The sequence below is a fragment of the Bellilinea caldifistulae genome, from assembly GCF_001306055.1.
GTDB lineage: Bacteria > Chloroflexota > Anaerolineae > Anaerolineales > Anaerolineaceae > Bellilinea > Bellilinea caldifistulae.
Genome location: NZ_LGHJ01000024.1, coordinates 1 through 24,577, shown reverse-complemented (window position 1 = coordinate 24,577; position 24,577 = coordinate 1). Strand labels below are relative to the sequence as shown.

24 protein-coding genes are annotated in these 24,577 nt (G+C 52.4%); 9 read left to right on the top strand and 15 right to left on the bottom strand.

Features of this window, described 5'->3' with window-relative positions; genetic code table 11:
* Positions 1 to 29 precede the first annotated feature (29 nt).
* From AC812_RS15890 to AC812_RS15880, 3 genes are all read right to left on the bottom strand, one after another.
* Positions 30 to 992 carry a GDP-L-fucose synthase family protein gene (locus tag AC812_RS15890; protein WP_061913421.1) on the bottom strand — a complete coding sequence of 321 codons (963 nt, stop codon included), beginning with the start codon at positions 990 to 992 and terminating at the stop codon, positions 30 to 32.
* Positions 989 to 1,474: a winged helix-turn-helix domain-containing protein gene (locus AC812_RS15885; protein WP_061913419.1), complete on the bottom strand. Its 486-nt coding sequence runs from the start codon at positions 1,472 to 1,474 to the stop codon at positions 989 to 991. The genes AC812_RS15890 and AC812_RS15885 overlap by 4 nt, the downstream gene beginning before the upstream one ends.
* Positions 1,475 to 1,620: 146 nt before the next feature.
* Entirely contained in the window at positions 1,621 to 2,118 is a 498-nt protein-coding gene (locus AC812_RS15880) for a hypothetical protein (RefSeq protein WP_145962490.1), read from the bottom strand.
* Positions 2,119 to 2,326: 208 nt separating this feature from the next.
* Here AC812_RS15880 and AC812_RS15875 point away from each other — a divergent pair, with 208 nt between their 5' ends.
* A complete protein-coding gene (locus tag AC812_RS15875; RefSeq protein ID WP_061913416.1) occupies positions 2,327 to 3,283 on the top strand; it encodes a glycosyltransferase family 2 protein in 957 nt (318 codons plus the stop codon).
* 3 nt (positions 3,284 to 3,286) lie between these two features.
* Here AC812_RS15875 and AC812_RS15870 read toward each other — a convergent pair whose 3' ends face one another.
* Positions 3,287 to 4,216: a lysylphosphatidylglycerol synthase domain-containing protein gene (locus AC812_RS15870; protein WP_061913414.1), complete on the bottom strand. Its 930-nt coding sequence runs from the start codon at positions 4,214 to 4,216 to the stop codon at positions 3,287 to 3,289.
* A gap of 94 nt (positions 4,217 to 4,310) precedes the next feature.
* On the opposite strand from AC812_RS15870, the gene AC812_RS15865 reads away from it, so the two are divergent.
* The 3 genes from AC812_RS15865 to AC812_RS15860 all read left to right on the top strand — a co-directional run bounded on the left by AC812_RS15865 (position 4,311) and on the right by AC812_RS15860 (position 6,997).
* A complete protein-coding gene (locus tag AC812_RS15865) occupies positions 4,311 to 4,925 on the top strand; it encodes a class I SAM-dependent methyltransferase (RefSeq protein ID WP_061913412.1) in 615 nt (204 codons plus the stop codon).
* Between the two features lie 74 nt (positions 4,926 to 4,999).
* Positions 5,000 to 6,484, top strand: a complete 1,485-nt coding sequence (locus AC812_RS17725; protein ID WP_145962487.1) for a hypothetical protein — start codon at positions 5,000 to 5,002, stop codon at positions 6,482 to 6,484.
* 72 nt (positions 6,485 to 6,556) lie between these two features.
* Positions 6,557 to 6,997, top strand: coding sequence for a peptidase associated/transthyretin-like domain-containing protein (locus AC812_RS15860; protein ID WP_145962484.1), 441 nt, complete (start codon positions 6,557 to 6,559; stop codon positions 6,995 to 6,997).
* Here AC812_RS15860 and AC812_RS15855 read toward each other — a convergent pair.
* Positions 6,986 to 8,881: a glycosyltransferase family protein gene (locus tag AC812_RS15855; RefSeq protein ID WP_061913408.1), complete on the bottom strand. Its 1,896-nt coding sequence runs from the start codon at positions 8,879 to 8,881 to the stop codon at positions 6,986 to 6,988. The genes AC812_RS15860 and AC812_RS15855 overlap by 12 nt on opposite strands.
* Positions 8,882 to 8,961: 80 nt before the next feature.
* On the opposite strand from AC812_RS15855, the gene AC812_RS15850 reads away from it, so the two are divergent.
* The gene (locus AC812_RS15850) at positions 8,962 to 10,014 is read left to right on the top strand and encodes a WD40 repeat domain-containing protein (protein ID WP_062158971.1); all 1,053 of its coding nucleotides are present in this window, start codon (positions 8,962 to 8,964) and stop codon (positions 10,012 to 10,014) included.
* A 7-nt stretch (positions 10,015 to 10,021) separates the two neighbouring features.
* Here AC812_RS15850 and AC812_RS15845 read toward each other — a convergent pair whose 3' ends face one another.
* The 3 genes from AC812_RS15845 to AC812_RS15840 form a co-directional block, all read right to left on the bottom strand.
* Entirely contained in the window at positions 10,022 to 11,020 is a 999-nt protein-coding gene (locus tag AC812_RS15845) for a M50 family metallopeptidase (RefSeq protein WP_061913404.1), read from the bottom strand.
* 58 nt (positions 11,021 to 11,078) lie between these two features.
* On the bottom strand, positions 11,079 to 11,204 hold the full coding sequence (locus AC812_RS18320; protein WP_272897777.1) for a hypothetical protein: 126 nt from the start codon (positions 11,202 to 11,204) through the stop codon (positions 11,079 to 11,081).
* 163 nt (positions 11,205 to 11,367) lie between these two features.
* On the bottom strand, positions 11,368 to 11,550 hold the full coding sequence (locus AC812_RS15840; protein WP_061913402.1) for a PIN domain-containing protein: 183 nt from the start codon (positions 11,548 to 11,550) through the stop codon (positions 11,368 to 11,370).
* A 35-nt stretch (positions 11,551 to 11,585) separates the two neighbouring features.
* Here AC812_RS15840 and AC812_RS15835 point away from each other — a divergent pair, with 35 nt between their 5' ends.
* Both AC812_RS15835 and AC812_RS15830 read left to right on the top strand, forming a co-directional pair.
* Positions 11,586 to 12,032 (top strand): deoxycytidylate deaminase, encoded by a 447-nt coding sequence (locus tag AC812_RS15835; protein ID WP_061913400.1) that lies wholly within the window; start codon positions 11,586 to 11,588, stop codon positions 12,030 to 12,032.
* A gap of 13 nt (positions 12,033 to 12,045) precedes the next feature.
* Entirely contained in the window at positions 12,046 to 13,497 is a 1,452-nt protein-coding gene (locus AC812_RS15830; protein ID WP_061913398.1) for a phytoene desaturase family protein, read from the top strand.
* Positions 13,498 to 13,515: 18 nt separating this feature from the next.
* Here AC812_RS15830 and AC812_RS15825 read toward each other — a convergent pair whose 3' ends face one another.
* A complete protein-coding gene (locus tag AC812_RS15825; protein ID WP_061913396.1) occupies positions 13,516 to 14,706 on the bottom strand; it encodes a DUF5667 domain-containing protein in 1,191 nt (396 codons plus the stop codon).
* Entirely contained in the window at positions 14,693 to 15,325 is a 633-nt protein-coding gene (locus AC812_RS15820; RefSeq protein WP_061913394.1) for an RNA polymerase sigma factor, read from the bottom strand. Before AC812_RS15820 ends, AC812_RS15825 begins: the two co-directional genes overlap by 14 nt.
* Before the next feature lie 30 nt (positions 15,326 to 15,355).
* Here AC812_RS15820 and AC812_RS15815 point away from each other — a divergent pair, with 30 nt between their 5' ends.
* Positions 15,356 to 16,138 (top strand): acyl-[acyl-carrier-protein] thioesterase, encoded by a 783-nt coding sequence (locus tag AC812_RS15815; RefSeq protein WP_061913392.1) that lies wholly within the window; start codon positions 15,356 to 15,358, stop codon positions 16,136 to 16,138.
* Positions 16,139 to 16,151: 13 nt separating this feature from the next.
* Here the strand turns inward: AC812_RS15815 and AC812_RS15810 are convergent, their stop codons facing one another.
* On the bottom strand, positions 16,152 to 17,483 hold the full coding sequence (locus tag AC812_RS15810; protein WP_061913390.1) for a serpin family protein: 1,332 nt from the start codon (positions 17,481 to 17,483) through the stop codon (positions 16,152 to 16,154).
* Between the two features lie 262 nt (positions 17,484 to 17,745).
* On the opposite strand from AC812_RS15810, the gene AC812_RS17330 reads away from it, so the two are divergent.
* Positions 17,746 to 20,349 carry an HD domain-containing phosphohydrolase gene (locus AC812_RS17330; RefSeq protein WP_082148907.1) on the top strand — a complete coding sequence of 868 codons (2,604 nt, stop codon included), beginning with the start codon at positions 17,746 to 17,748 and terminating at the stop codon, positions 20,347 to 20,349.
* A gap of 27 nt (positions 20,350 to 20,376) precedes the next feature.
* Here AC812_RS17330 and AC812_RS15800 read toward each other — a convergent pair whose 3' ends face one another.
* The 4 genes from AC812_RS15800 to AC812_RS15785 all read right to left on the bottom strand — a co-directional run bounded on the left by AC812_RS15800 (position 20,377) and on the right by AC812_RS15785 (position 24,197).
* Complete coding sequence (locus AC812_RS15800) at positions 20,377 to 21,603, bottom strand: DNA glycosylase AlkZ-like family protein (protein ID WP_061913388.1); 1,227 nt, start codon at positions 21,601 to 21,603, stop codon at positions 20,377 to 20,379.
* 150 nt (positions 21,604 to 21,753) lie between these two features.
* Positions 21,754 to 23,073 carry an MFS transporter gene (locus tag AC812_RS15795; RefSeq protein ID WP_061913386.1) on the bottom strand — a complete coding sequence of 440 codons (1,320 nt, stop codon included), beginning with the start codon at positions 23,071 to 23,073 and terminating at the stop codon, positions 21,754 to 21,756.
* A 41-nt stretch (positions 23,074 to 23,114) separates the two neighbouring features.
* Positions 23,115 to 23,873: an N-formylglutamate amidohydrolase gene (locus tag AC812_RS15790; protein ID WP_061913384.1), complete on the bottom strand. Its 759-nt coding sequence runs from the start codon at positions 23,871 to 23,873 to the stop codon at positions 23,115 to 23,117.
* Positions 23,874 to 23,900: 27 nt separating this feature from the next.
* Positions 23,901 to 24,197 carry an antibiotic biosynthesis monooxygenase family protein gene (locus AC812_RS15785; RefSeq protein ID WP_061913382.1) on the bottom strand — a complete coding sequence of 99 codons (297 nt, stop codon included), beginning with the start codon at positions 24,195 to 24,197 and terminating at the stop codon, positions 23,901 to 23,903.
* Positions 24,198 to 24,577: the final 380 nt, after the last annotated feature.

Sequence of the window (24,577 nt, the reverse complement as noted above, 5' to 3'; positions counted from 1 at the left end):
GGAGATCAGGCTTCCCGTCCTTCTCTTCCTCAACCCCGCGCGGGGCGATTCTGGCGGTACCACTCAATCGTTCGGCGCAGACCCTCTTCAAAATTGGTTCTGGCTCGAAAACCAAAATACTTCTCTGCCCGGCTGATATCCAGGGCGCGGCGCGGCTGGCCGTTGGGTTTGCTGGTGTCCCAGACCAGTTCTCCCTCAAAGCCGGTCAAGCGGCGGATCAATTCGGCCAGGTCGCGGATGCTGATTTCAAACCCGGAGCCGAGGTTGACCGGTTCCGGGCCGTTGTAACGCTCGGTGGCCAGCAAAATGCCCTCGGCGGCATCCTCCACATACAAAAATTCGCGGGTTGGGCTGCCATCGCCCCACACCTCAACGGTTTTCTGCCCGCTTTCCTGCGCTTCGATGCACTTGCGAATCAGCGCCGGGATGACATGCGAGGATTCAAGGTCAAAGTTGTCGCGCGGGCCATACAGGTTGACCGGCAGCAAAAAGATGGCGTTGAAGCCGTATTGCTGACGGTAAGCCTGAGCCTGCACCAGCAGCATTTTCTTGGCCAGTCCGTAGGGTGCGTTGGTTTCTTCGGGATAACCGTTCCACAGATCATCTTCGCGAAACGGCACGGGAGTGTATTTGGGATAGGCACACACCGTACCGATGGCAACGAACTTTTCCACCCCGCGCTTCCAGGCCTGGTGCATCAGTTGGACACCCATCATCAGGTTATCGTAAAAGAACTCGGCCGGGTGGAGGCGGTTGGCGCCGATGCCGCCCACATGAGCGGCGAGGTGAAGGATCACATCCGGACGGGCATCGTCCAGCAGCCGTTCGACATCCTGCGGTTGAACCAGATCGTATTCCGGGTAGCGGGGGATGAAAATTTCGTGTGCGCCGCGCTGGCGCAGTTTTTCGGTCACAAAGGAGCCAAGAAAGCCGGCTCCGCCGGTCACACATACGCGTCGGGACTGCCAGAAACTTTCGGGGGTGGGATTCACGCTGTCTTATCCTCCTCGTCTTGAATCAATACTTTCAGGCCCTGAATTACGAGCAGGGGCACCGATGGGTCATCTACAATCTCAACGCCCTGTTCGAGGCAGGTGAGACGGCAGACATCGGCAACATCGCCATCGCCGTTGAGCCGGATGGCCGAATAGCCCATCCTGCGCACCTCGGTAAGCGCATGAATGACCCGCGAGCGCACCAGCCGGTAGAGTTGGAACGAACTTTGAATATAGTCCAGCGTCAGACGGGCGCGCAGCGCCAGCCCTTCAGGGGTGATGATATAGCGTAATTTACGGCGCTCGACGCGCCGCACCTTGACATATCCTTTGGCGATCAATCGTTTGAGATGCCAGTTGATCGTTCCAACCGCTACACCCAGTTGAGCCGCTAAGGAAGCCTGAGTGGCATCCGGATCCTGTTCGATTTTTTCGAGGATGACAAGGTCGCGAGTTGATTCGGTCGAAAGTTCGGTCATGTTCTAAAATTCAGTGGCTGAATTATAAACCGGGCGGTTGTTTGGGTCAAGGGCGCATTCTGCCCGCCAGAGCCTCAAAACCGGCTGCGGGAGGGGTTGCAGCCGGTTTTTAACCAAACGCTAATCTGGTTAACTTGGGGAAAGACTCAGGGCAAAACCGGTTGAAAGGCCGCATCCAGCTGACGGAAGTTGATCACCGCCAGGCTGGTTTGGCAATCGGTCAACATGGTGAAGTTGAGCGGCTCGGTCAGCGGCTGAGCCGCCAGATCGAACAATTGCACCCAAAAGATGCCGGGGGCAACCCCGTTGTGGAGAGTTACCTCGTAGCCGCCGGGGCCGTAAGCCGGGGCAAGGCCGGTGAATCCAAGCGCGTCCACATTCTGGCCGGCCACATTGCCGACCACTGAAACGATGATGCCGTTCAGTGGTCGGCCTTCGCCGTCAAAGACCTGACCGGCTGCACCCATCCACCCGCAGGGCGGCTCGGCGTGGGCAAAGGGCGGCGCAAACAGCGGGGCTTGCTGCAAGGGGATAAAGGGAGGCAAAGTCGGCTGGGCTTGAATTTCAACCGTGGGTTCGGGCGTTGGGGTTGGGCTGGGCAGCGGCGTCGGCGAAGGCAAAGGGGTGGGGGGAGATGGAGGCAACGTCGGAAAGGGAATCCTCGGCAACGGTTCCGGCGTCGGTTCCGGGAGTACACGGCAAGCGGAAAGCAGCAGGGCCAGGGAGAGGAGGAGGCAAAAACGTTTCAGCATATTTCCCCATGATGAGTGAATGGTGGTTTAATTATAGAGGAGATTGCCAGAAAAGAGGGTGATATTCCGAATTGGATTTTGATATACTAAGCATACTCCAATGAAACTGATCATCCAGATTCCGTGTTACAACGAGGCTGAAACCTTACCTCACACCATCGCCGAGTTACCCCGTGTAATAGATGGGGTGGATCAAATTGAGTATTTAATTATTGATGATGGCAGTACCGATAACACCACTGAGGTTGCCCGGCAAGTAGGGGTGCATCATATTGTACGCATAAAGAAACATGCAGGGTTGGCAACCGCTTACCGGACCGGGCTGGATGCATGCCTCCGGCTGGGGGCCGATATCATCCTTAATACCGATGCGGACAATCAATACAATGCGGGAGATATACCGACTCTGCTCAAGCCTATCTTGGAAGGTAAAGCCGAACTGGTCATTGGCGACCGAGGGGTAGCCAATTTGGAGACATTTTCACCGCTTAAACGTAAACTTCAAACCTGGGGGAGCAAGGTTGTTTCACGAGCAGCCGGGTTGGATATTCCTGACGCGACCAGTGGTTTTCGGGCTATGACCCGTGAAGTTGCCCTGCGAACGAATGTACTGAGTAACTATTCTTACACTTTGGAAACACTGATTCAAGCCGGCAGCCAAAACTTTGCCATCGCCAGCGTTCCAATCCGCACCAATCCGCCCCGCCGTCCATCCCGCCTGATGCGCAGCATCACAGAATACTTAAGCCACTCCACGGTAACTATTGTTCGCGCTTATACTATGTACCGCCCTTTAAGGGTTTTTACCATCATTGGAAGCTTGATGATCGGAATCGGACTGATCCCTGCGTTGCGTTTTTTATACTTTTTCGCCATAGGACAGGGAGAAGGCAAAATTCAATCGCTATTGTTGGGAGCTGTGCTGATCATTGTCGGTTTTCAGACTTTGCTAATTGGTTTGGTGGCGGATTTGATCAGTTTTAATAGAAAGTTGTTAGAAGAGATTTTGTATCGCATTCGCTTAGACGAAGCAAAACCCAATAGTAATGAAGTTTGATGATCAATCTTTAATCAGAATCCCAACAATCAGCCAGACCCCTTCCGAGAGAAGAGATATAAACCGGGCTGCAACAGCAACCAGAAGAGCAATGTCAGAAGAAATCCCCATAAGTTGTTCCAAGACTAACCTGAACAAAATCTCACGAACCCCCATCCCCGCAGGTACAAATAAAACAAGGAAACCACCAAGCCAAGCTGTGCAATAGGCTAAAGTTGCATTCCACACATTTTGAACCGACCAAATTGATAATTGGTTATTTGGGTTATTAAATATAGTAACTAAAAATAATGTCATCAACCCCATCAATATCCAATTTACCGAAAAAATAAAGTTGCCTAATAGCCACCTTCTAAACGAAAAATAATTTTTTTCATCCGAAAAGCCTAATCGAGGAAAAATCCTTTTTCGGGAAAACTCAAATACCAACCAAAAACCGAAGAGTATGATGACAGCAAGAACTAGATATAAAAGAAAATTAAACTTTAAAAAAGATCCCGACAGCAGAAATAATGAAGCGCTGAGTGGAATAATTACTTCCAGTAAGGAGCTATAAATATTCATCTTATGACTAACGTTAAAGTTAGTAAGCAGCCACTCTCCCCTGCTCAAATAGCCCCATATTGAGCCGGGAATGTATCGAGGCAGGAACGTTCTTGGAAAATTTTTAAGGGTTTCCTTAAGGGGAATGATAATTCCCAACCCGCTCAAGATCAATTTCCAATTGAGCATTTGAAGAAAATTGAAACTTAAGCCAAGAAAAAGTGCAAGGATACTAAGGGACGAGAATTGGAAAATAATTTTTGATTGAAGCAATTTTTGGACACTTTGATAAACTTGAAGAAGGAATAAAAAGAGACCAAGCCATATGCCTAGTTGTTGAAACCTAAGGCGAGAAGACTTATTTTCAAATCCTGGTTTATAATTTTGCAATATCTATCTCAATGGATTGGGCGATAGGGTTTAAAATCTTATAATAATCTTACCACACAGGCCTAATATTCAAGTATTCCCCGGAATTATTATTATGAAAAAGAACATCCCTTTAGGTAATTATTATAATAAATACACTTCGAATAATCTATTGGTGAAGTTTTTTGTTAATAAGTATAAAAGTGCTTTTCAATATTTCTTAACTCGCATTAAAGCAGATAATATTTTAGAAATTGGAAGTGGCGAAGGATACATAGTAAGGTATGTCAGAGATATTTACCCGGAAGTCCATTTTTTCGCAAGTGATATTGATTGGCATTTCGTAAAATCAAGTGCAAAAAATAATTCGGATGCTAATTGGGTTGTATGTTTTGGAGAAAATCTTCCATTTTCAGAAAACACATTCGATCTTGTAATTGCATGTGAGGTTCTCGAACATGTATCAAGTCCAGAATTAGTTCTAAAAGAGATTCAAAGGGTTGGCAACGGATGGACAATTCTCTCCGTGCCTAATGAACCTTGGTGGCAATTATTAAACCTTGCTAGAATGAAATATATAAAAAGTTTTGGTAACACACCAGGTCATATTCAACATTGGAATTTAAAAAGTTTTTCGAATTTGATAAAAAATTACATTATCGTCCATAACATACAATATGTGTTTCCCTGGATATTTGCCATTGGTAAATTTAAAAAACCAGAACATTAACCCATAAGAATTATTGCTATTGCAAATTAACAATTGTATCTTAATAGCAACTCTAAAATTATGGAGGTAAAAAAATGTTCAACAAAAATGTTTTCAAAGCGTTACCAATAGTTATTATTATGATGTTAATGCTAACATCTATAGCGAATGGCCTTGCTGGGGGAACCTGGCAGTCTGGAATTAAGATCCAAAATCTTGATCCAAGCAACGTGGCTAACCTTAGTGTCTCTCTCTACGGTAGCAGTGGAGGATCACCAATACATGTCATCACCCAGACCTCTGGTGGTAGTCCTTTAGTAGCACAACCCAATAAATCAGTTGAAGTATATCTACCTTCTTTTTCCAGCGTTACAGCAGGGCAATATTCGGCTGTTGTGAGTTCTGATCGAAACGTTGGTGCTGTGGTTACTACAACAAATTATCCTTATGGCATGGCTGATAGCTATAATTCAATGGTACCCTCTACATCAGTGTTTGTACCATATGTTTATCGCAACCACAACAGTTGGAGCACCGAAATCTTTGTTCAAAACACAACGGCTTCGTCAGTCACTGGAAACATTGTTTTCACCGAACCTTCATCTTCTGTTTCATATAGTGATTCTGGTGTCCACACAAAAACAGTTCCCTTTAGTATTGCACCCTACGGGACACAAAGCTTTGACACCCTTACTTCAACATATAACGATTTGGGGTGGTTTATTGGAAGTGCCACTATCGAGTCAAGTGGTCCAGTTGCAGTTATGGCAAATCAAACGCGACTGGTCGGTAATGGTGATGTCCAAGGCAATGTGCTTATTAGCGCGCGTGGACTTTCTTCGACAGATGCTGGAACAAAGATTCTTCTGCCATCTCTTTATAACAACTTCTCTGGCGCTAGTGGCACATGGAGATCTGGTATAAAGATAGTGAATTCCTCCAGCTCACCCGCAAGTATTACGGTGGAATTCAAATCTGACCCTGGGATGCCATCATTTACCGGTACAAAAACTCTTAGTATCCCTGCTGGTGGAAATACAGAACTGTATCTTCCTGGAACAACTTTGAATTCACCCGCTGGTCCAATGCCTAACCAGTTCAAAGGATATGCAATAATCAATTCAAATGTTCCTGTTGTTGCAACAGTACAGCACACAAATTATGAAGGGGCAAGCGGATACGGAGTGGCGGTAGGCTATGCGGGATTTGCTAGCGGTAGCAGGAATATTAGCTTGCCATCGCTTTACAATTGGCCTTCTGGTTCTGGAGTATGGATTTCCGGAATAAAAGTACAAAATTACGGCAGTTCCAATGCCACATTTACAATCACATACTCGGCTGACCCAGACTCTGTAAGCAACCTTAATGGGACAAAGAGTAATGTAACCCTAACTCCCGGCCAAGCGATAGAGTTTTATTTCGGTGGTCCAGTACTTGATGGGAATGGTTCTATTCCGTCTGGTTGGAAAGGCTCAGCCTTTATACAAGGATCATCAGGGGCTCAACTGGTTGCAACTGTCATTCATACAAATTATGGTCGACATGTTGCAACGATGTATACTGGCGTTCCAATTCCGTGAATGACCTATATTTACAAAATGCAGAAGTGTTGTGGAAAATTCCACAACACTTCTGTTATTGGAGGTTGAAATATGAAAACAACCCGCAAGCATTTTATTTTTATACTTCTAACTATCTTAACTTTCGGTTGTGCTCCAAACGGAGAAAGGGCAACAGAAAAAAAAGTAGAACCAACTCCTCTTCCAGGCACAGGAGGAGTTAAGGGTAAGCTAATAATGCCAAATTCTTCTGATTTGAATGGATTAATTGTATACCTTGGGGATATTATAGAACTTTCCAATGAATTTTCTGGTGGATTTTTAGATACTTCAAAAGCCCCTTTCTCTTATGTTGATCCAATTGATGGTAGTTTTTATTTTCATGATATTAAGCCAGGTAATTACTCTCTCGTTATATATGAGGTAGTTTCAGGTGGTATGGTTTATTACGATGAGAGTGGAAATGTTCTTAAAATTGAAGTAAAAGAAAATAATATCATAGATCTGGGTGAGGTATATTTTTCATTTGACTGAAATGGCAGTGTTTATTTTTATCTTATAAATTTCAACATTATCTCGGCTATATACCCTTTCATATAAAATCGACTGCGAAAGAGTTGTTGCATTTATCCGTTCAGATATTTCATTTTGTCTAACATACACATATTTTATATTAAATTTCCCAAATAAATCGATTGCCCCTTTAGAGGTTAGTTTTCCATCTAAATTATGTATCCTCACCACCTTATCCAATGCGCTAGGATGATCAAACCGTTCGATATTACTTGTCATTGGATAAGTAACAACGCATCTTTGAGCTAAAACAGGTAACCACCCGCCAGCATCACTTCCTATAATAAAATTCGTTGAGAATTCAAAACGATAAGTATTGATCATAAAACAGGCATCTTCAGGTGTATTTTGCCTTATCCATTCAGCTGCCTTCAAGTCTTCTGGCTTAACATACGCAGCAGAAGGAACATCCAACAACCCATTCATGTGATATGCCCCCCAAACTAACGCAATCACACCAATAGTTCCTAAAATTCCATTTACAATCTTTTGGGAAAATAATTTTTCAACATCACTCACTCCCCAGCCAATCATGATAGAGAGTGGTAGGTACGAGGAGGTGATAACAGTAATTGTATCCGCCGCCGTATATTTTAATCCTCTCGTCAACCACGAACTGATCAACATCATAAACATCCATAAAAATATCCACGCTCCTAAACGATTTCGTCTGTAAATTGCCCACAAACTGAATAAAGCAAAAGCGCCGATTAGTGAAATATTTGTAGGATATTCGAGTGTGGTAGAACCTAAACGATCAATCGAAAAAAATAGCTCTGTGGGAGCAGAATATGGATCTGCATAACCAACAAATTGATTCAGATACACTTGTAAAAACCAAGGCCAAACAAGAAAAACACTGAAAACTGAAACACCACCAATCAATAGTCCTCGTTCTCCGAAGAAAGCTATCAGTGATTTTTTTTCAATGAGCCTTATGAATTCCCAGAGCAAGATAGCCAAGATTCCCATAATAGTTACCCGATAATGGGTTAAAGCCAAACCACTCGCAATTGCTGATAGAGCAACTATTTTTCTTTTAGATACTTCAGATGCTTGGACCACTAGATACTCAGCCAGAAATACGGACAATATGATCAAGCCCAATGTTTGAGGATATCTGCCCCATTCCAGCATGGCGGTTGGAAAAACCGCTATCAAGGAGGGTATTATCCCGGCAAGAGCCATTGCAATTGAACTTTGAAAAACTCGCCAGCAAAAGTAGGCTGTAGCCAGGCCGGATAGTGTAATCAATATCGGAGCCAAAACAAGAACCATCAATCTTGGTTCCCACCCACTTAAGAGTGATAAGTTTGCTGCCAAAGCGTGAAAGCCGAAGTGATAATTAAAAGTAATAATATCCGGATATGCTGGCGAGTAGTTATTGGGTAAACCTTCATTCCAAATAAACATATAAGTAATAAGCGTATGATGATTGCTATCGCTGCCCAATCCAACCACCATATTACGCAGCGCATAAGTGTTGATAAGTAAAGAAATAATTAACCCAAAGATGAGAAGTATCTCCCATTTATCAGGGAGAAGAAATTGGGATTCTCGGTTTTTCGATAATTTGATAAATTTTATTACTCCAATTATCCAACTAAAAATTGATATAAGGTATACGAAATTATGATTTAGAAGATTAATTTTAAAAAAGCGAAAATACACCAGAAGTATCGTCCAAAACGCTATGGAGAGAACAAATGTCATCAGAAAGAATAGTGAAAAACGATACTTAGTTTCGTGCCTAAGAAAACTACATAGACTGATACCCGGCCCGATAAATAACAAAATCGAAAAAACCAAGAAAAACCATTGAAGAATAGTTACTTCTTTAAGCATTTTATTAAGTCACTTTTTAGTGGTAATATCAATGAAAGTCAACATCAAAAAGTATACCATACCCGGTTCACAAAAATCCCATGCCCCGTCTATCCCTTCCTCTCCTCTTCCTTCTCCTCCTAACCGCCTGCATACCCGCCCCAAAACAACCGCCGACGCTGACGCCCACCCCCACCGCCACCCTCACCCCTGCTCCGCCGCCAACCGAAACGCCAGCCCCTTCACCTACCCCGGCTTCCCCCTTCCAACCGGTTGGCGAAGCCAGTCTCCCCAATGCGCAAAGGCTGATCTGGTCAACCGACAGCCAAACGCTGGGCGTGCTGGGGAATCAAACCGCCGTCCTGCTGGCCGTGTCTGCCCTGCAACCGCTTTTCACCTTCAACGACCCCGCAGCCCCCAGCCTGCTGGATTTCTCCGCCGACGGACGCACCATCGTCTCCATCCTCGACCAGCAAACCCTGCGCTTCACCGACATTACCAACGGTGAGCAGCGTACTCTCGCCACTGACTTCTTGATCGGCCCGGTTCACTTCTCGCCGGATGGATTGCTGCTGGTCATCGGCTCCAACGAAGAATGGGCCGCCCATCTCTACAACCCGCAAAACCTCACCCCGCTCAAAACCGTGCGTGGCTTCCAAACCGCTGCCCCGGTTTATGATGTGCGCATTGCCGAAAATATCCTTGACCTGGCCTGGTCTGCCCGCGCCCGCATTCAACTGCAGAACATCCCCAGCGAAACCCTCTATCCCTCTCTGGATCACGAGGACTTTGTCACCGCCTTTGCTCGCTCGCGCGGAGACACCCTGCTGGTCAGTGCAGCCGGCGGTACGATAGACAACGAATATGCCCCTATTTTGTTCGTCTGGGATGCCGTTCTGGGGCAGGAACTCCTCCGCCTGCGCCAGGATGCTATGCCCTATGCGCTCGAATTCTCATGGGATGACCGGCTTCTGGCAGTTGGAGTGGCTGACCGGGTGGATATCTACACCACCAGCGACATGAACGTGGTCGAAACACTCACCGGCCACACAGAAAGTGTCATCAGTGTGCGCTTTTCACCGGATGGACGCTGGCTGGCTTCGCTGGACTCCACCGGCAAGTTAATCCTGTGGCAAATTAACCCGCCGCGCTGAACTCGCCTCACCGCCCACGCAGGTAAACCGTCAGCACGCCAACACCGCCTCGTGTGGTCAGGTAGATGCGGTACTCGCCGGGTGGCAGGTCTTTGGTGTACTCCACGCGCCCCCGCTCAGAAGTGAATTCCTCGCCGTACAGCAGCCTTTCTTCAAAACCGTTATCACCTGCCAGACGCACATCCAGCAATTCGCATTTCACTCCATCCAAATCCAGCAGTATCCCGCCGCTCCCCAACCAGCGGGTAAACACCGCAATCACCTCGTCCTGTTGATCCCCGCCACCGAGCTCCACCCGCCGGATGAATTGATACCCCTCCGGCAGGGGCTGCACCGCACGTCCACCGCCGCCCAATCCGTTGATCAATACGGTCATGCTCAGCACCAACCCGGCGCTGATCAGCAGCGTCAGGTAGAAGCGGCGGTTTTGCTGCCAGCCCAGCCCAGCTTCATCCGCGTTGTTCAGGATCAAATCTCGCAGTGCGCCTGAATTGCCGATTCGCGCCCGCGCAAGACGATACATGCCAAAAATCATCACAGCAAAAAATGCCGCCACCCAGTTTGGATTGAAAGCAGAGTACTGCAAAAACCGCGCCGCATCATCACTGACCGGCCCGCCGCCGCTGGCGTAAATCAGCGGAATAATTACCCACGGGATCAGCGAGCCGATCACACCGGCAGACGAGATGATTTTCAGGGTTTCCACCAGCGGACTTGCCCGCCGTGGCGCAATCAGCATAAACCCCAGCCAGACCAGCAGCGGCAGCCCCATACCGGCAAGGCTGTTAAAAATCTCACCGGTACGGTTGAGTTCTGCGCTGGTGCGTACATGCGCCCCCAGGTTGAAAAAGTTGATGTCAAACACATACACGCTTCCGCCCGAAAGCCACGCCACCAGGGCATGACCACCCTCGTGCAGGAAGGTGTACATCAACAACACCCATATAAACAGCCCCAAAGTGAGCAGAATCGAAAGCGAACCGTAGGACTCTTGTTTGGTTGCCATGCTCGAAATTATAACCTTTCTCACAACCTTCTAAACAGACTCGAAAGGAAATCGCTCCTTAACCATTCCCAAAATCTTCCTGCTTTCGTACCCGAAAAGCAACAATCCCTTCAAGATAACTGAGAAAATCTTTACGATGATGGGTTACCTGCCAATCCGGCTCGGCTTCAATCGCATTCGCCACCCTCAGCCCGTCGGCAGGCTATTCAATCCTCTCGCGGCAAATTTCCTCACCTTCTCACCAACCGCACAAGTAAGGGAGATTACCGCCTGCCTTCGCCCCATGCAATGTGGCGCAAACGTCACTTCGTTCTGGATTACATCAACATCATTATCCCGAATTCAAGCTAAAGGTGATTGTTTCCCAGCCACTCGATTCGAACAATATCCGGAACTGTTTCGAATTCAGGATTGCCGGTCAAAATGACCGCACCCTCACGGCTTGCCAATGCCACTACGAACGCATCCGCATAAGAAATGGGATACTTCGCTTTGAGGTGAGCGGCATCAAGAATAAGAGTACGATCCATTTGACATCGCCGCTCAACTTCTCTACAATAAGTTTATGCCCCGCCCCTCGTGGGATTCCTACTTCATGAAAATAGCCGAGGATGTGGCTCTGCGCAGCACCTGTGACCGCGCTCAGGTCGGTGCGGTGCTGGTGCGTGAAAAGCACATCATCTCCACCGGTTACAACGGCTCGCCGGCGGGTTTGGAGCATTGCGACGATGTGGGACATCTGATGGTGGATGGTCATTGTGTGCGCACGGTACACGCCGAAGTGAACGCCATCATTCAGGCGGCTGTATTTGGGCTGGCCACCCGCGATTCGGTCTGTTATGTAACCCACTTCCCCTGCCTGAACTGCACCAAAATGCTGATCAATGCCCGCATTGCACGGCTGGTCTATCGCGAACCCTACCGGATTGACCCAATCGCCCTGCAATTTCTCCAACAAGCCGGTATCGAAGTGATCCAGTGGCAGCCAGAATCCGCCCCGCAGCCCGAGTAACCCCCACCCGGTCATGCTGATTTCTTCAAAGAACCACTGGGACGCCATCATCGTCGGGAGCGGGCCAAACGGATTGGCAGCCGCCATCCACCTGGCACAAAATGGCTTGAAAGTGCTGGTGATTGAGGCTGCCAATGATGTTGGCGGCGGTTTACGCAGCGCCGAACTGACCCTGCCCGGTTTCATCCATGATCCATGCGCCACCGTCCACGCCCTGGCGGTGAACTCTCCTTTTCTCTCCTCCCTGCCCCTCGCCAATTACGGCCTGCGCTGGGTTTATGCACCTTATTCGGTCGCACACCCGCTGAATGATGGCCGGGCTCTCACCATCAGCCGGTCAATTAAAGAAACCGCTGCCGGCCTCGGCCGGGATGGAAATGCCTACCAACGGCTGATGACCCCCCTGGTGCACTCAGCAAATCACCTGCTGAGCGATTTTCTCGGCCCCTTCCCTCTTCCGCCGCGCCACCCGCTGGCTGCGGCGCGTTTTGCGCCGTTAGCCCTGCTTCCGGCTGCCTGGATGGCGCGGCTGGCTTTCCGCACACCCCCGGCACGCGCCCTCTTTGCGGGCATGGCCGCCCATGCCATTCTGCCGCTGGACTTGCCCGCCACAGCCGCCTTTAGTTTGGTACTGCACATGCTCGCCCACACCAGCGGCTTTCCGCTGGCACAGGGCGGTTCGGCCCGCCTGGCCGGTGCACTGGGTGAACACCTGCAGCGATTAGGGGGGGAAATCCGTACCGGCTGGCAGATCAACCATATGGATGAACTGCCGCCCGCCCGCCTCATCCTGCTCGACCTGACCCCTCGCGAGGTACTGCGCATCGTCGGCGACCGTCTGCCCGCGCATTACCGCCAATCGTTGAGCCGCTACCGTTACGGGCCGGGCATTTTCAAAGTAGATTGGGCGCTGGATGCACCCATCCCCTGGAAAGCCGATAACGCCCGTCGAGCCTTGACCATCCATCTCGGCGGCACATTCGAAGAAATCGCCCATGCCGAACGGGCGGTTTGGAACGGGAAAAGTCCCGCTCCACCGTTTGTGATTCTGGTGCAGCCCACCCCGTTTGACCCGCACCGCGCCCCGCCCGGCAAACACATCGCCTGGGCGTATGCCCACGTCCCGCATGGCAGCCGGGAGGATTACCTCGCCGCCATCGAAGACCAGATTGAACGGTTTGCACCCGGTTTCCAAGCGCGCATCCTCGCCCGGCACACTTTTACCGCCAGCGACATGCAGGCTTACAACCCCAATTACGTTGGCGGCGACATCAACAGCGGCGCCCAAACGCTGACTCAACTATTCACCCGCCCGGTCTTCAGCCTCAACCCCTACCGAACCCCGCTCAAAGGGGTCTATCTGTGCAGCGCCTCCACTCCGCCCGGCGGCGGAGTGCACGGCATGGCTGGCTATCACGCCGCGCGGGCGGCGCTGAAAGAATTCGCCGCCCGCACGAAGAAATGAGCCCATACCGTTAGTGACTTACGGCTTTTTACCGCCACCGCCGCCCGTATCCCCCGGTCCACCCGGCTGACCATAACCGCTGCCCGGCGTGGGCGTCTCGTCCGTCCATGGGTTGCCGCTGCCTTCTCCGCCCGGTCCGTAGCCGCTGCCCGGTGTGGGCGTCTCGTCCGTCCATGGGTTGCCGCTGCCTTCTCCGCCCGGTCCGTAGCCGCTGCCCGGTGTGGGCGTCTCGTCCGTCCACGGGTTGCCGCTGCCTTCTCCGCCCGGTCCGTAGCCGCTGCCCGGTGTGGGCGTCTCGTCCGTCCATGGGTTGCCAGTGCCTTCTCCGCCCGGTCCGTAGCCGCTGCCCGGTGTGGGCGTCTCGTCCGTCCACGGGTTGCCAGTGCCGGCTCCGCCCGGCCCGTAGCCGCTGCCCGGTGTGGGCGTCTCGTCCGTCCACGGCTTGCCGCCGCCCGGCTGAGCCGGAGGAACCTCATTCGGAAGTTGGCGTTGCTGCATCCGCTGACGGAACTGCTGCGGTTCTTGCAGCCCGTTTTCCACCCACTCCAAGCGCTGTTGAATCATTTTTCGGGTCTGTACAACCACCGCCTGATTGGCAGGCAATTGGCTCATCTGCTCCTCTTGCAGGCGCAACCGTTGGCGGATTTGTTCCAAAGCCCGCAAAGCCTGCTCATCCGGCAGGTTTTGGGCATAGCGCAGCGCCTGTTCCAGCTGAGCCTCGTAGCGGGTTTGCAGGGCTTCATCCGGTTGTTTACCGGCCTCGATCATCGCCCGAATTTCAGCAATCCGCCGCTCAGCAAATTGCAAAGCCACCTGCCAGCCGTTTTCCGGCTGGTTGGTGAAACTGAGACGGGCATCCTCGCTCCAGAGTTTCAGTCCATAAAGAGGCTGATCAGGAAGGCTGGATTGGGCCGCAGCCACGGTTGCCCCTCCCCCCCCAAATACCAGGGAAAGTACCAGTACCAAAGCAAGAATTGGATTGACCATCAGAGACCGCTCCTTTCGTTTCCAAAAGATCAAGGGTATCCACATCCCTTTGGTTAAAGGACGCCGTTTCGGGGATCCAGATACGGTCTCTGCCAGTTGTCTGGCGCGTTCCAGATAGACAGCCCGACTCTCTGCCGCACGTTGAGCATCGCGCGGCGGGACATCCTTCAAGATGTCCAAACGCTCCCTCCATTTTTCATTCATTTCGTCACTCTTCGCCATGCTTCCACTCCCTCTCGTCTTCTCCCAACCAGCGGCGCAGTGAGGCAACGGCGCGATGCTGTAAAGCTTTCACCGCGCCAACCGGCTTTTCAACCGCCGCTGCAATCTGATCATTTTCCCATCCTTCAAAAAAACGCAGCAGAATCACCTGCCGTTGATCCGGGGTGAGCGCCTGCAAGGCTGCCCGCAGCCGTTGTTTTTCCTGTTCAAGTTGCAATGCTCCGTCCGCATCATCATTTTCATCCCCGCCGAGATTCTCGCTCAATTCCATCGTTGTCGGCTGACGGCGGAACTGATCGGTAACCCAGTTGTGGGCAATCCGGTACAGGTAGGCTTTCAGGTGATTGCGCGGCCCGCCGCCGTTATGCAACGCCTGTAAAAATCTGGCAAAGGTCTCCGAGACACACTCTTCCGCCAGATCAGCGTTGCCCAGCAAACGGACTACATAGCCGTACAGACCATCACTGTAACGGTCGTAAATTGCCGCAAGACAGTCCAGGTCAAAGCGGCGGGCACCTTCCAGCAGGCGTTTCTCTTCATCTATCACGCTATTATTATGACGCCAAAGCAGTAAATCCGTTACGGGCATCATTTTCATTTTGAAGTACAATTTACCCATCTTTACTTTCCTCATATTTGCAGGATTGCCATGCCCCCCACTTCAACCCTTCCTCAGCCGATTTGGTGCGAACAACTTCGCGTGCGTGTCTTTGAAACCGACCTCAATAATCGCTGGAAGCCAGCCGCTTTTTTCCACGCCATGGAAGAAGCCGCCGCCAACCATGCTCGCAATCTGGGGTACGATTATCCCGATATGATCGCAAAAGGGATGATCTGGGTTCTCTCCCGCCTCAAAATCCGCTTTGAGGCCTTTCCGACCATTCCCGACAAAATTATCCTGCAAACCTTTCCCAGGGGCATTCAGCAAAAAATCTTCTTCACGCGTGATTTTTTATTTACCCTGGGCTCCGGCAAACGGCTTGCGGTGGCAACCTCGGCGTGGCTGTTGATTGACCCCAACAAACGGCGCATGTTGTTGCCAAACAGCCTGCCGGGCAGTCTGCCGCCCAATGAGGGTTTATGCACGCTGAATGAAAATCTGGAAAAAATCGGCCTGCCGCCTGAAATGACCCCCATTCTGACTCGTCAGGCTGCTTACAGCGACCTCGACCTGATGAATCACGTCAACAACGCCCGCTATGTCGAATGGATTTGCGACTGCTTCCCACCGGAACATTACCGCCGCTACCAGCCGGCCTGGCTGCAAATCAACTACAACCACGAGGTGCTGCCCGGCGCAAGTGTGACTCTGGCCGTGGGAACCCGTTCAGCCCACCCGCTCACCCATGTCGTATGCGGCAGCCTGAACGGCAGCGAATCGCGCGCTTTTGAAGCAGAAATCGGCTGGCGGGAACTCCGCCAGCCTGAATGAGCCTGCCGAGTGCCTAACGCGGGTCAACCACCCGCCCGGCAAACAACAGCGTCCCGCTTTCCCGGTCTTCAATGAAGAACAGAAACGGACGGTCTATTGTCAACTCCACTTCATTCATCGGCATGGCTTTGAGTTCCATGATCACTGCCGTGGCTGCGGCTGCTTCGGTACCTTCTTCGTTCACATCCACATAGGCTTTATGCACCACGTTCGAGATGAACAGGTCTTTACGCCCGGTCATGCCGGAAAAATCCGCCAGGGAACGGTCAAAAGCCGCCGGCATGCCCATCTCCGCCAGCGTCTGACTCAGGTTGAAACTGGTTTCCATCTTGAATTTGGGCATGGCTAAACGCACTGCTGCCAGCGAGAAGTTGGAGCGAATTTCCTCCAGCAATTGAGGGGTAAGGGCTCTTTCAACCTCCTCAAATTGACCCTCGTCCGGCACAATGATGGTCATGCCCATCGGGCTGTCGCGGTAGGGCAGGCGCACCACCGTGTAGTTCTTGCCGCGCAGGTAAAGCAAGTCTTTGGCAAGGTACATCATCGGCACATTCACCCGACTACCGTCCAGCAGGGTGAAGGGAGCATCACGAGTGCTTTCTTTGTCAAAGGGATAGACCCACGCCCCCTTGAAGTAAATGGCATTGACCAGCACCAGCCGCGTCATGGGGTTGAGCATGCCCTGAGCAATCAGATCCTTGATTTTCTGCCTGGTCTGTTCTTCAACCCAGCCGTTGATCCGTTGGCGGGCGGTTTCCGGCTCGCTGTAGTCCACCCGGTACATCCCCGCCCCGTAGTTTTCCGCCAGCAAGTCCAGAAACTCCGGCAGGAAATCGAACCCGGCCTGCCCCCATAGAGAGTTGGCAATGTTCAGCTGAAACGGCTGCTCATCCTCGCTGGCGGGTTTCTGCTCCGGCGGGCGCAGGTTGAGATCCAGCATGTTAAAAGCCGGGTGGAGTTGTGCCTGCGGCAGGCCGAACCGGAGAGTCTGCGCCATTTGCCGCTCGGTCTCTCCGCGCGCCCCGGCGTAGGTCATCGCCAGTGCCAGCGAAATGCTGTAAGGCGAGTAAAACAGGTTGCCGGGTTTTTCGGCAAGCCGCTGGTAAAGATCTAACGCAAAAGCGGTATTGCCGTTGACCAGTTCGCGCAGGGCAACATCCCCACTGGGCGGGGCAGTGTTGCGCGGGCGTGAGGAAATCAGTAAAGCGCTCTCATCCATACCATTCTCCTTGGGGGTTGGCTCAGCGGTAGGCTGCGGCGGCACGATTGTGGCTACCGGTGCACAAGCGCTGAGGATTAACACGGCAGCCAGCATGACGAAACACATCTTTTTCGGGGTACTCATTCCATCCTCCTTTTGACTCGCCAGAGGGCTTTCAACATCCATAAGACGCCTGAGGGCGAGCCCGGGTTCCCTCAACCGCCGATCTGCAATTCCGATTTGTCAAGAGAAAAGAACCTTTCTGTAATGAAATTGTAAGGATTTTGTAAGTTATTCTTTATCAATCTTTAATCGAATTGGACGATAATCATAGGACAGTGCCGGTTCATTTGAGTGAAATCATCCCAAAAATTGCCACCCTTTTCAAGTTGTCCGGGATGTCCTCATGACGCTTCGTAACCGCATCCTTCTCTTTTCGTTGCTGGCGGGGGGAATTTCCATCCTCAGCCTGATTTTAATTTCCAATCAACTGTTTCTCCATCATTACCGGTCACTGGAAGAAAACCTCCTCCGGCAAGACCTCAACCGGGTTGAAGCCATCCTGCAAAGAGATGCGGAATTCCTCAGCAACACCGCCGCCGATTGGGGCTACTGGGATGAAACTTATTATTTCATCAAAGGGAAGAACCCGGCTTTTGTTCAGGACAACCTGACCCCCACCACTTTCGCGGGTCTTGGGGTGGATGTCATGATCTTTTACGACATCAATTTCCGCCGGGTTGCGGAATTTTCAGTCAACCCACTGACTTTGAATACCATTCCGCTTCCGCCCGATGTAGACCGGCAAATCTTTCAAAACCTGCTCGGTTCCCTGCCACCAAAGCCCGATTTTGAACAGGCGGGGCTGATTTCCACCCAGTTCGGGCCGCTGGTGTTTGCCAGCCGCGCCATTTTGCGCAATGATGCCGTCGGTCAGCCGGCCGGACTGATCGTCATCGGGCGGTATTTGAACGACCTGCGGGTGGCCGAGTTGGAAAAAGCCACCCTGCTTTCCATCGAAGTCGAAACCGTTGCCAATCCCCAACTTCCGGCCGATTTCCGCAGCTCGCTTGAACACATGGGTAACACCGGTGAACCCCTCCTGGTCTTTCAGCCATCACAGCCATCCCCCTCCCAGAAAATCAGCGGATACGCCCTGCTCAACACCCTGCGCGGTGAGCCGTATCTGATCATGAAAGTGAGCAAACAACCGCAAATCTATCAGGTCGGATTGAATAACTTCCGCCAGTTTCTTCTCTTCCTCGCGGTTCTGGCCGTCATCATGGGAAGTGCCTCGTGGCTTTTCTTCAGTCACACCTTCACCTCCCGCTTATTCGCCATCATCGGTTCGATCAACCGTTTTCGCGAGAATCGGGATTATTCGATCACCATCCCGGTGCGCGGGAGGGATGAATTGAGCCAGTTAGGGCTGGCGCTCAGCCAGATGATTCAAGACCTGGGACGCTACCATCACGCCCTTGCAGCTTCTGAACGTCAGTACCGCGAAATGCTGCAAAGGATGAAACTGATTGCGGTCATCCTCGATACCGATGGTAAAGTCATCTTCAGCAATGAATACTTCCTCAAACTGACCGGCTGGAACTGGCAGGAAGTACTGCAATGCGACTGGTTCGAGCGCTTTGTGCTGCCCGCCGAACGCGAGAAACGCCGTGCCCGCTACCGCCAGCACATTCAGCAGGAAAAGATCGAACACCAGCAAGAATCCTGGTTAATCACCCGAACCGGCGAAAAACGGCTGATTGCGTGGAACAACACCTTCATTCGCAACCCGGATGGTTCGGTGGCCGGCATGGCGCGCATCGGACAGGATATTACCGAAGCCCGCAAAAATGAGGAAAAAATCCAGCAGCATTTGCAGGAATCCAACCTGCTGCTGGAGCGTTTGAAGACCCTGCGTGAGATTGATACCACCATCACAAGCCCGCAAACCTCTGACGAGAAGATGGAAATCATCTTAAGCACCATCAAAACTGCTCTGAGGGTGGATGCAGTCAATATCCTCACCGAAAGTTTGCCGGGTTACCTGCTGCCCTATGCCAGCCGCGGTTTCAATCTGGCTCAAATCATGCCCATCTCGGCTCAAATCGAGGTCAAAGAAGCTGAAGAATCGCTGGGGCGCGGAACGCCGCTGGTCATCAACCGCTTGGTTACCGGTGAACTGTCTCACTGGTTGACCAGCCGTTTCAGCGGCTTTGTTCCCTACCAGTTTTACGCCGCGGCGCCCATGCTCGTGGATGGCAAACGCTACGGCATTCTGGAAGTGTTTGCCCACAAACCTTTTACCCCCGGCGATGAATGGCGGGCGTTCTTCCAGACGCTTGCCTCTCAAACCGCCATCGCCCTGGATCACACTCAAATGATACAGGACATTCAACGCGCTTATCAAGAACTGCAGCAGGCTTACCGTGCCACCATTGAAGGTTGGTCGGCCACGCTTGAACTGCGCGACAAAGAGACGCAGGGCCACTCCGAACGCATGCTGGAACTCAGCGAACGGCTGGGGCGGCGGATGGGTTTGAACGAAAAACAATTGGAGGACTTGCGCTACGGTGTTCTGCTGCATGATATTGGCAAAATGGCCGTGCCGGATGCCATTCTCAACAAACCCGGCCCGTTGAACGATGAAGAATGGGACATCATGCGCCAGCATCCCCAATTTGCTTACAATCTGCTTTCCAAAATCCCCTTCCTGAAAGGCGCAATGGATGTGATCTACTGCCATCACGAGCGTTGGGATGGCAGCGGTTACCCGCGCGGCTTGAAAGGCGAACAAATTCCGCTGTATGCGCGCATCTTTGCGATTGTGGATGTGTGGGACGCTCTGACCAACGACCGCCCCTACCGTCAGGCGTGGAGCGTGGAAAAAGCCCTGGCTTACCTGCAAGAGCAGGCTGGCATTTTGTTCGATCCGCAGGTGGTTGAAAATTTCGTAGCGCTCATTCTGGACGAAGAGCAGACCGAGCCACGCTTACCCGCTTACCAGCAGTAAAGGGGACGACCGAATCTAAAAAGGGTTCTACACCACATCCAAATCAGCGCCAATCTCCACTTTCTCCGCCCCCAACGCGGCCTGAAAAGCCGTTAGCCCATTCCGCACCGCCGCCCGCAAACGTCCATCTCCCTTGTTCACACCGGATTCCCACCACCAGCCGCGTATGTTCAGCGTTTTGGAGCGGCGTTCCAGCACAGCATCACACCGGGCAATGAATTGCTCGCCCAGCAAGACCGGCAGGGTATACGCCCCAAATTGGCGGGTGGCGGGCGGTTTATACACCTCCCAGATGTAGTGGAAATCGAACAACCAGCGGATGACTTCGCGCTGCCAGAGCAGGTTATCCAGCGGCGGCAAAAAAATAACCCGATCCGCTTCGCTGTTCACCCCTCTGTTGTCCTGCCACGCCTGCCAGTCACCGCGGCGCAAAAACAATAATTTTCCCTCCAGCCCCTCAACCCCGACTGCCATCAAATCACCCCGCTCCACCAGCCGGCGCAGGCTGGTCAGCCGTTCTTGGCTTTTCATGCCCAAAATTCCTCCCCACGCCTCACCGGCCATTGGCGAAGCCAGCCCCATCCCGCCAACCCGCCGCAGGACATGCCAGTCATGATAATCCTCCAGCCGGTCAAAAGGCGATTTTGCTGCGTGAATTTCGGCGGGCAGTAAACGATCGGTCAGGTCGAAATAGCGGCGGGTTCCCACCCGGTGGTGAATGCCGATTTCGCCCATGTTATACAGGTTTTCCAGAGCGGCCCGTTCCACCCGCACCGGCACCCCCCACCAGCCGTCTATGTGATGGCTCGTTTCTAAATCCAGGGATGAAAGCGCCCCCCGCTGGCGAATCAGATCCAGCACACGGGGTTGAAATTGGAGTACCTGCTCATGAGGCAGCCAGTGGTTTCGGCGGTTTTCCTCACGCCGCAAGGCAAAAAAGGGATAATCCTCCACCGGGTAAATGGACTGGACTTTATCCCACCCATCCCACAAGCGCCGTTCCCGGTACAATAATTCTTCCAGCCAGTGCGGTTGATAATCCCGCACGCGGGCTTGCAAAACCAGATGCGGGCTCCACCCGACCACATTGACCGGATCAAACTGGACGCAGCCCACCCGCTGATAGTAACTCCGAATGCCCTCTTTGCCCTCCAGCGAATGAGCGGGCAGCAAGTACTGCTGCCAGAGCATAAAACGGCGAGCCTCGCGGCGCGACAGGATGATCTCCGCGTCAAAATGCTTCAAAGCAGACATGGGCAATATTCCTCAAACCGATTTTCTCCATGATAACACATTTGTTCTAAAAACAAAACAATTGCGACGAAAAAATGACGCAGTCATTCTACGCGGTGATGAGAACCGGGCGGTTTTGATGGCCGACGCGTTTTTAACCGGCCGCACTTTTCAAGATAGCGGTTTTTCTCGCGCCGGCTTCCAACGAGGTAGTTGGATCGGTTTACGGGCACACAGCACCACCCCCACCACCAGTCGCAGCGCAGCCGCCAGCAACAGGGTAGCCGCCATACCGATCCAGCCAGCAATCAACGGAGCAAGCAGCCCGCATAACAACGCCGCTGCGTTATTGATGAGGTTGAACCACGCCAGATGAGAAGGCCGATCATCGGCGGGAATGCGCTCCAGCACAAAGTTGATCAGCCCCCCCGCAATCCACGCCCAGCCGATTCCGCCGATCAGCGAGTGCAGCAGATAAATCCAGCGCTGGAAACTGAAGGTGAACATGACGAGGGTGATCGTGACGATCATCAACCCCCAGCCGGTCATCCGTTGAAAACCCCATCGCTGCGAAAGCCGCCGGCTCTGCAACGAGCCGATGAAATGCGCCACCCAAAACAGCGCACTGGCCTGGCTGATGGTCACATCGCTCAATTGCAGCACATTCACCTGGTACTTGGGCACCACCGGGCCGATCAGGTACACCCCCAATTGATACACAAAAATCAGCACCAGCAGCCGTCCAAAAGCCCCGCTCAACACATCCAGCCGCAGGGCCTGCAAACGCAGCGCCTTCAACGGCGCCTTTTCAGCCGCCCGCAACTCTTTTTGAATCCCATTGAATGACGGTGCCACCGCGGGCTTGTCCGGCAGGCGCACCAGCCACAGGTGGAAGGCGCTCATCATTGCCCCAAAAGCGCCGATCCCAAACACAATCTGGTAGCCAATGGCGAAGGGGGTTCGGTCTAAAATCAACCCCACCGTCAGCGCCGTTACCATCGTAGTGATCGAGAACAGCGCGTTGCGCACCCCGGCTACCTGACCTCGCCATTCGGGCGGCACGGCCTCGGCAAAAAAAGCGTTGAAGGCAATCGCAATCAGCGTGCCGGGGATGTTCATCAGCAGCGTGATCGCCAGAATGACCCACACCTGGGTACCGGCCGGCAGCAGCACCGGCAGCGGAATGAGTAAAAAGTAGAAAAGGCGCATCAGGAGGGCTGACCAGCGCGTTACGCGGGCAACCGGTTTACGCTCCAGCAGGCTACCCGCCGGGAAGGTAAAAAGCAGATTCATCAGCGCAGGAGAGGCCGTCAACAACCCCAGTTGAAAGGTGCTGGCGCCCAATCGCGAAGCGTATACCCCCAAAAAGACCAGAATACTGCCGTTGAGCAAACCCCACCAGGCAATATCAAGGTAAAGGTGCAAAAAATTGCGCCGGAGTTCAGCCGGCACCGGCTGAGCCGGGCTAAATAACCTGCGGATCATATTCATTCTACGCAGCCGATTATATCAGAGAGCGGGCAAACCCATCCCTACAGTTTTGTTGGGCTGACCCCGCCAAAGCCATCCGAAGCGCCGAAGCGCGCAACCGCCCGCACCAACCCGACCAGCAGGCGGATGGTGCGTTCAATCATCTCCGGATCGCCCTCAAACGGATTGCGTTCGGATGCCTGCGGACGACGGCGCACCACCCGCAAGTAGGAATTGAGTTCAATCTGAACGGCCGGCACCCCCAACCGCTGGGAAACAAAGCGGGTAATCGTTTCCTGCCGGCTGCCATTGCCGGCGGTGAAGGTGCGATCCACGTCCACCCGCGAAAGCCAGCCCCCGCCCGTGCGAAAACCGTGGTGATACAGCACCTTCAAAATCAAACGGCGAAACTCGCATGGCAGGCTCTGCCCCTGCATCGTCCCCACCCCAATCCCAAAATCACGATAAGCCGCACAGCCGTGCAGGTCGAGCACAAATCCAATTCCAAAACGGCGGACTATTTCCCGCAGGGCTTGCTTATAGGGCACATCCGGGTAGTAATTCGGGTCGGTAGCCGATTTCCGCCACGCATACAGGACATGCGCGCCGCTCAGTTCCGCGCACAACCGCGCCATGCCGGCGGTAAAATCGTCCTCTTCCTTCAACCGCCCATGACGGGTGTGGGCGGCGCCGTGCGGAGCCGAAATCAGCACCGGTAAACTGCCCGGTTGAAAACAAAATTCCCCCTCCCCGCGCCGTGGAGGAGTTTTGTACTCTACCTCACTTTCCAGCGCGACCAGCCGCTCCAACCATGCGTTCATGTTGCCATCGAACTGACCTGAATCCGTCTAGACCCGCACATACCGTGCCGCGACCGCGTAGCGGCGGCGGGTGGGCACCCCGCCGGCATCGCAGAACAACCGCACGCACAGGCTGGCCTCGTCCTCATCTTCAGCCTGCTGGAAGGCTTCCTTGCTTTGCCAGAAGGAGATGATGTGCCACAGGGTCGGGTCGTCCTCACTCTGCACCAGCGTAGATTCAACCAAACCGCGCGGCGGGTGGCGGGTTACTTTTTCCTGATAGGCTTTTTGCAGCGTGGTCCAGTTTTCGTGGCTGACATGACCGGAGAGAATGGTAACGTACATTTCAGCCTCCTTTCCCAGGCAGTAATGGCTCGGCCCAATTTCATTATACCGAATTGGGGAAGGGAAAACCTTAAAGGGTCATCTGGTTTCTTCCACAAAAGGGAAACTGGGCTGCCAGACACCAGCGTGAATTACCGGGAGACATGACAAGAACCGCAACAGCAGTTAAGTAGAGCTACTCCGGCGCAAGTGCAGCCAATGCACCCCCATGCCGACCCATGCGCCCACAAGGGTGTAGAACAACAGGGATAAGGGGGCTGTCCAAAAAGTAAGGGACAGCCCTTTTCTTTTTAGGAGAAACGTGATTCAATGGGGGCATGAAAAGAAAACCTGCCGCTCCTGTCTTCAAACCTTATGTGATGGGTCAACCTTATCTGCTG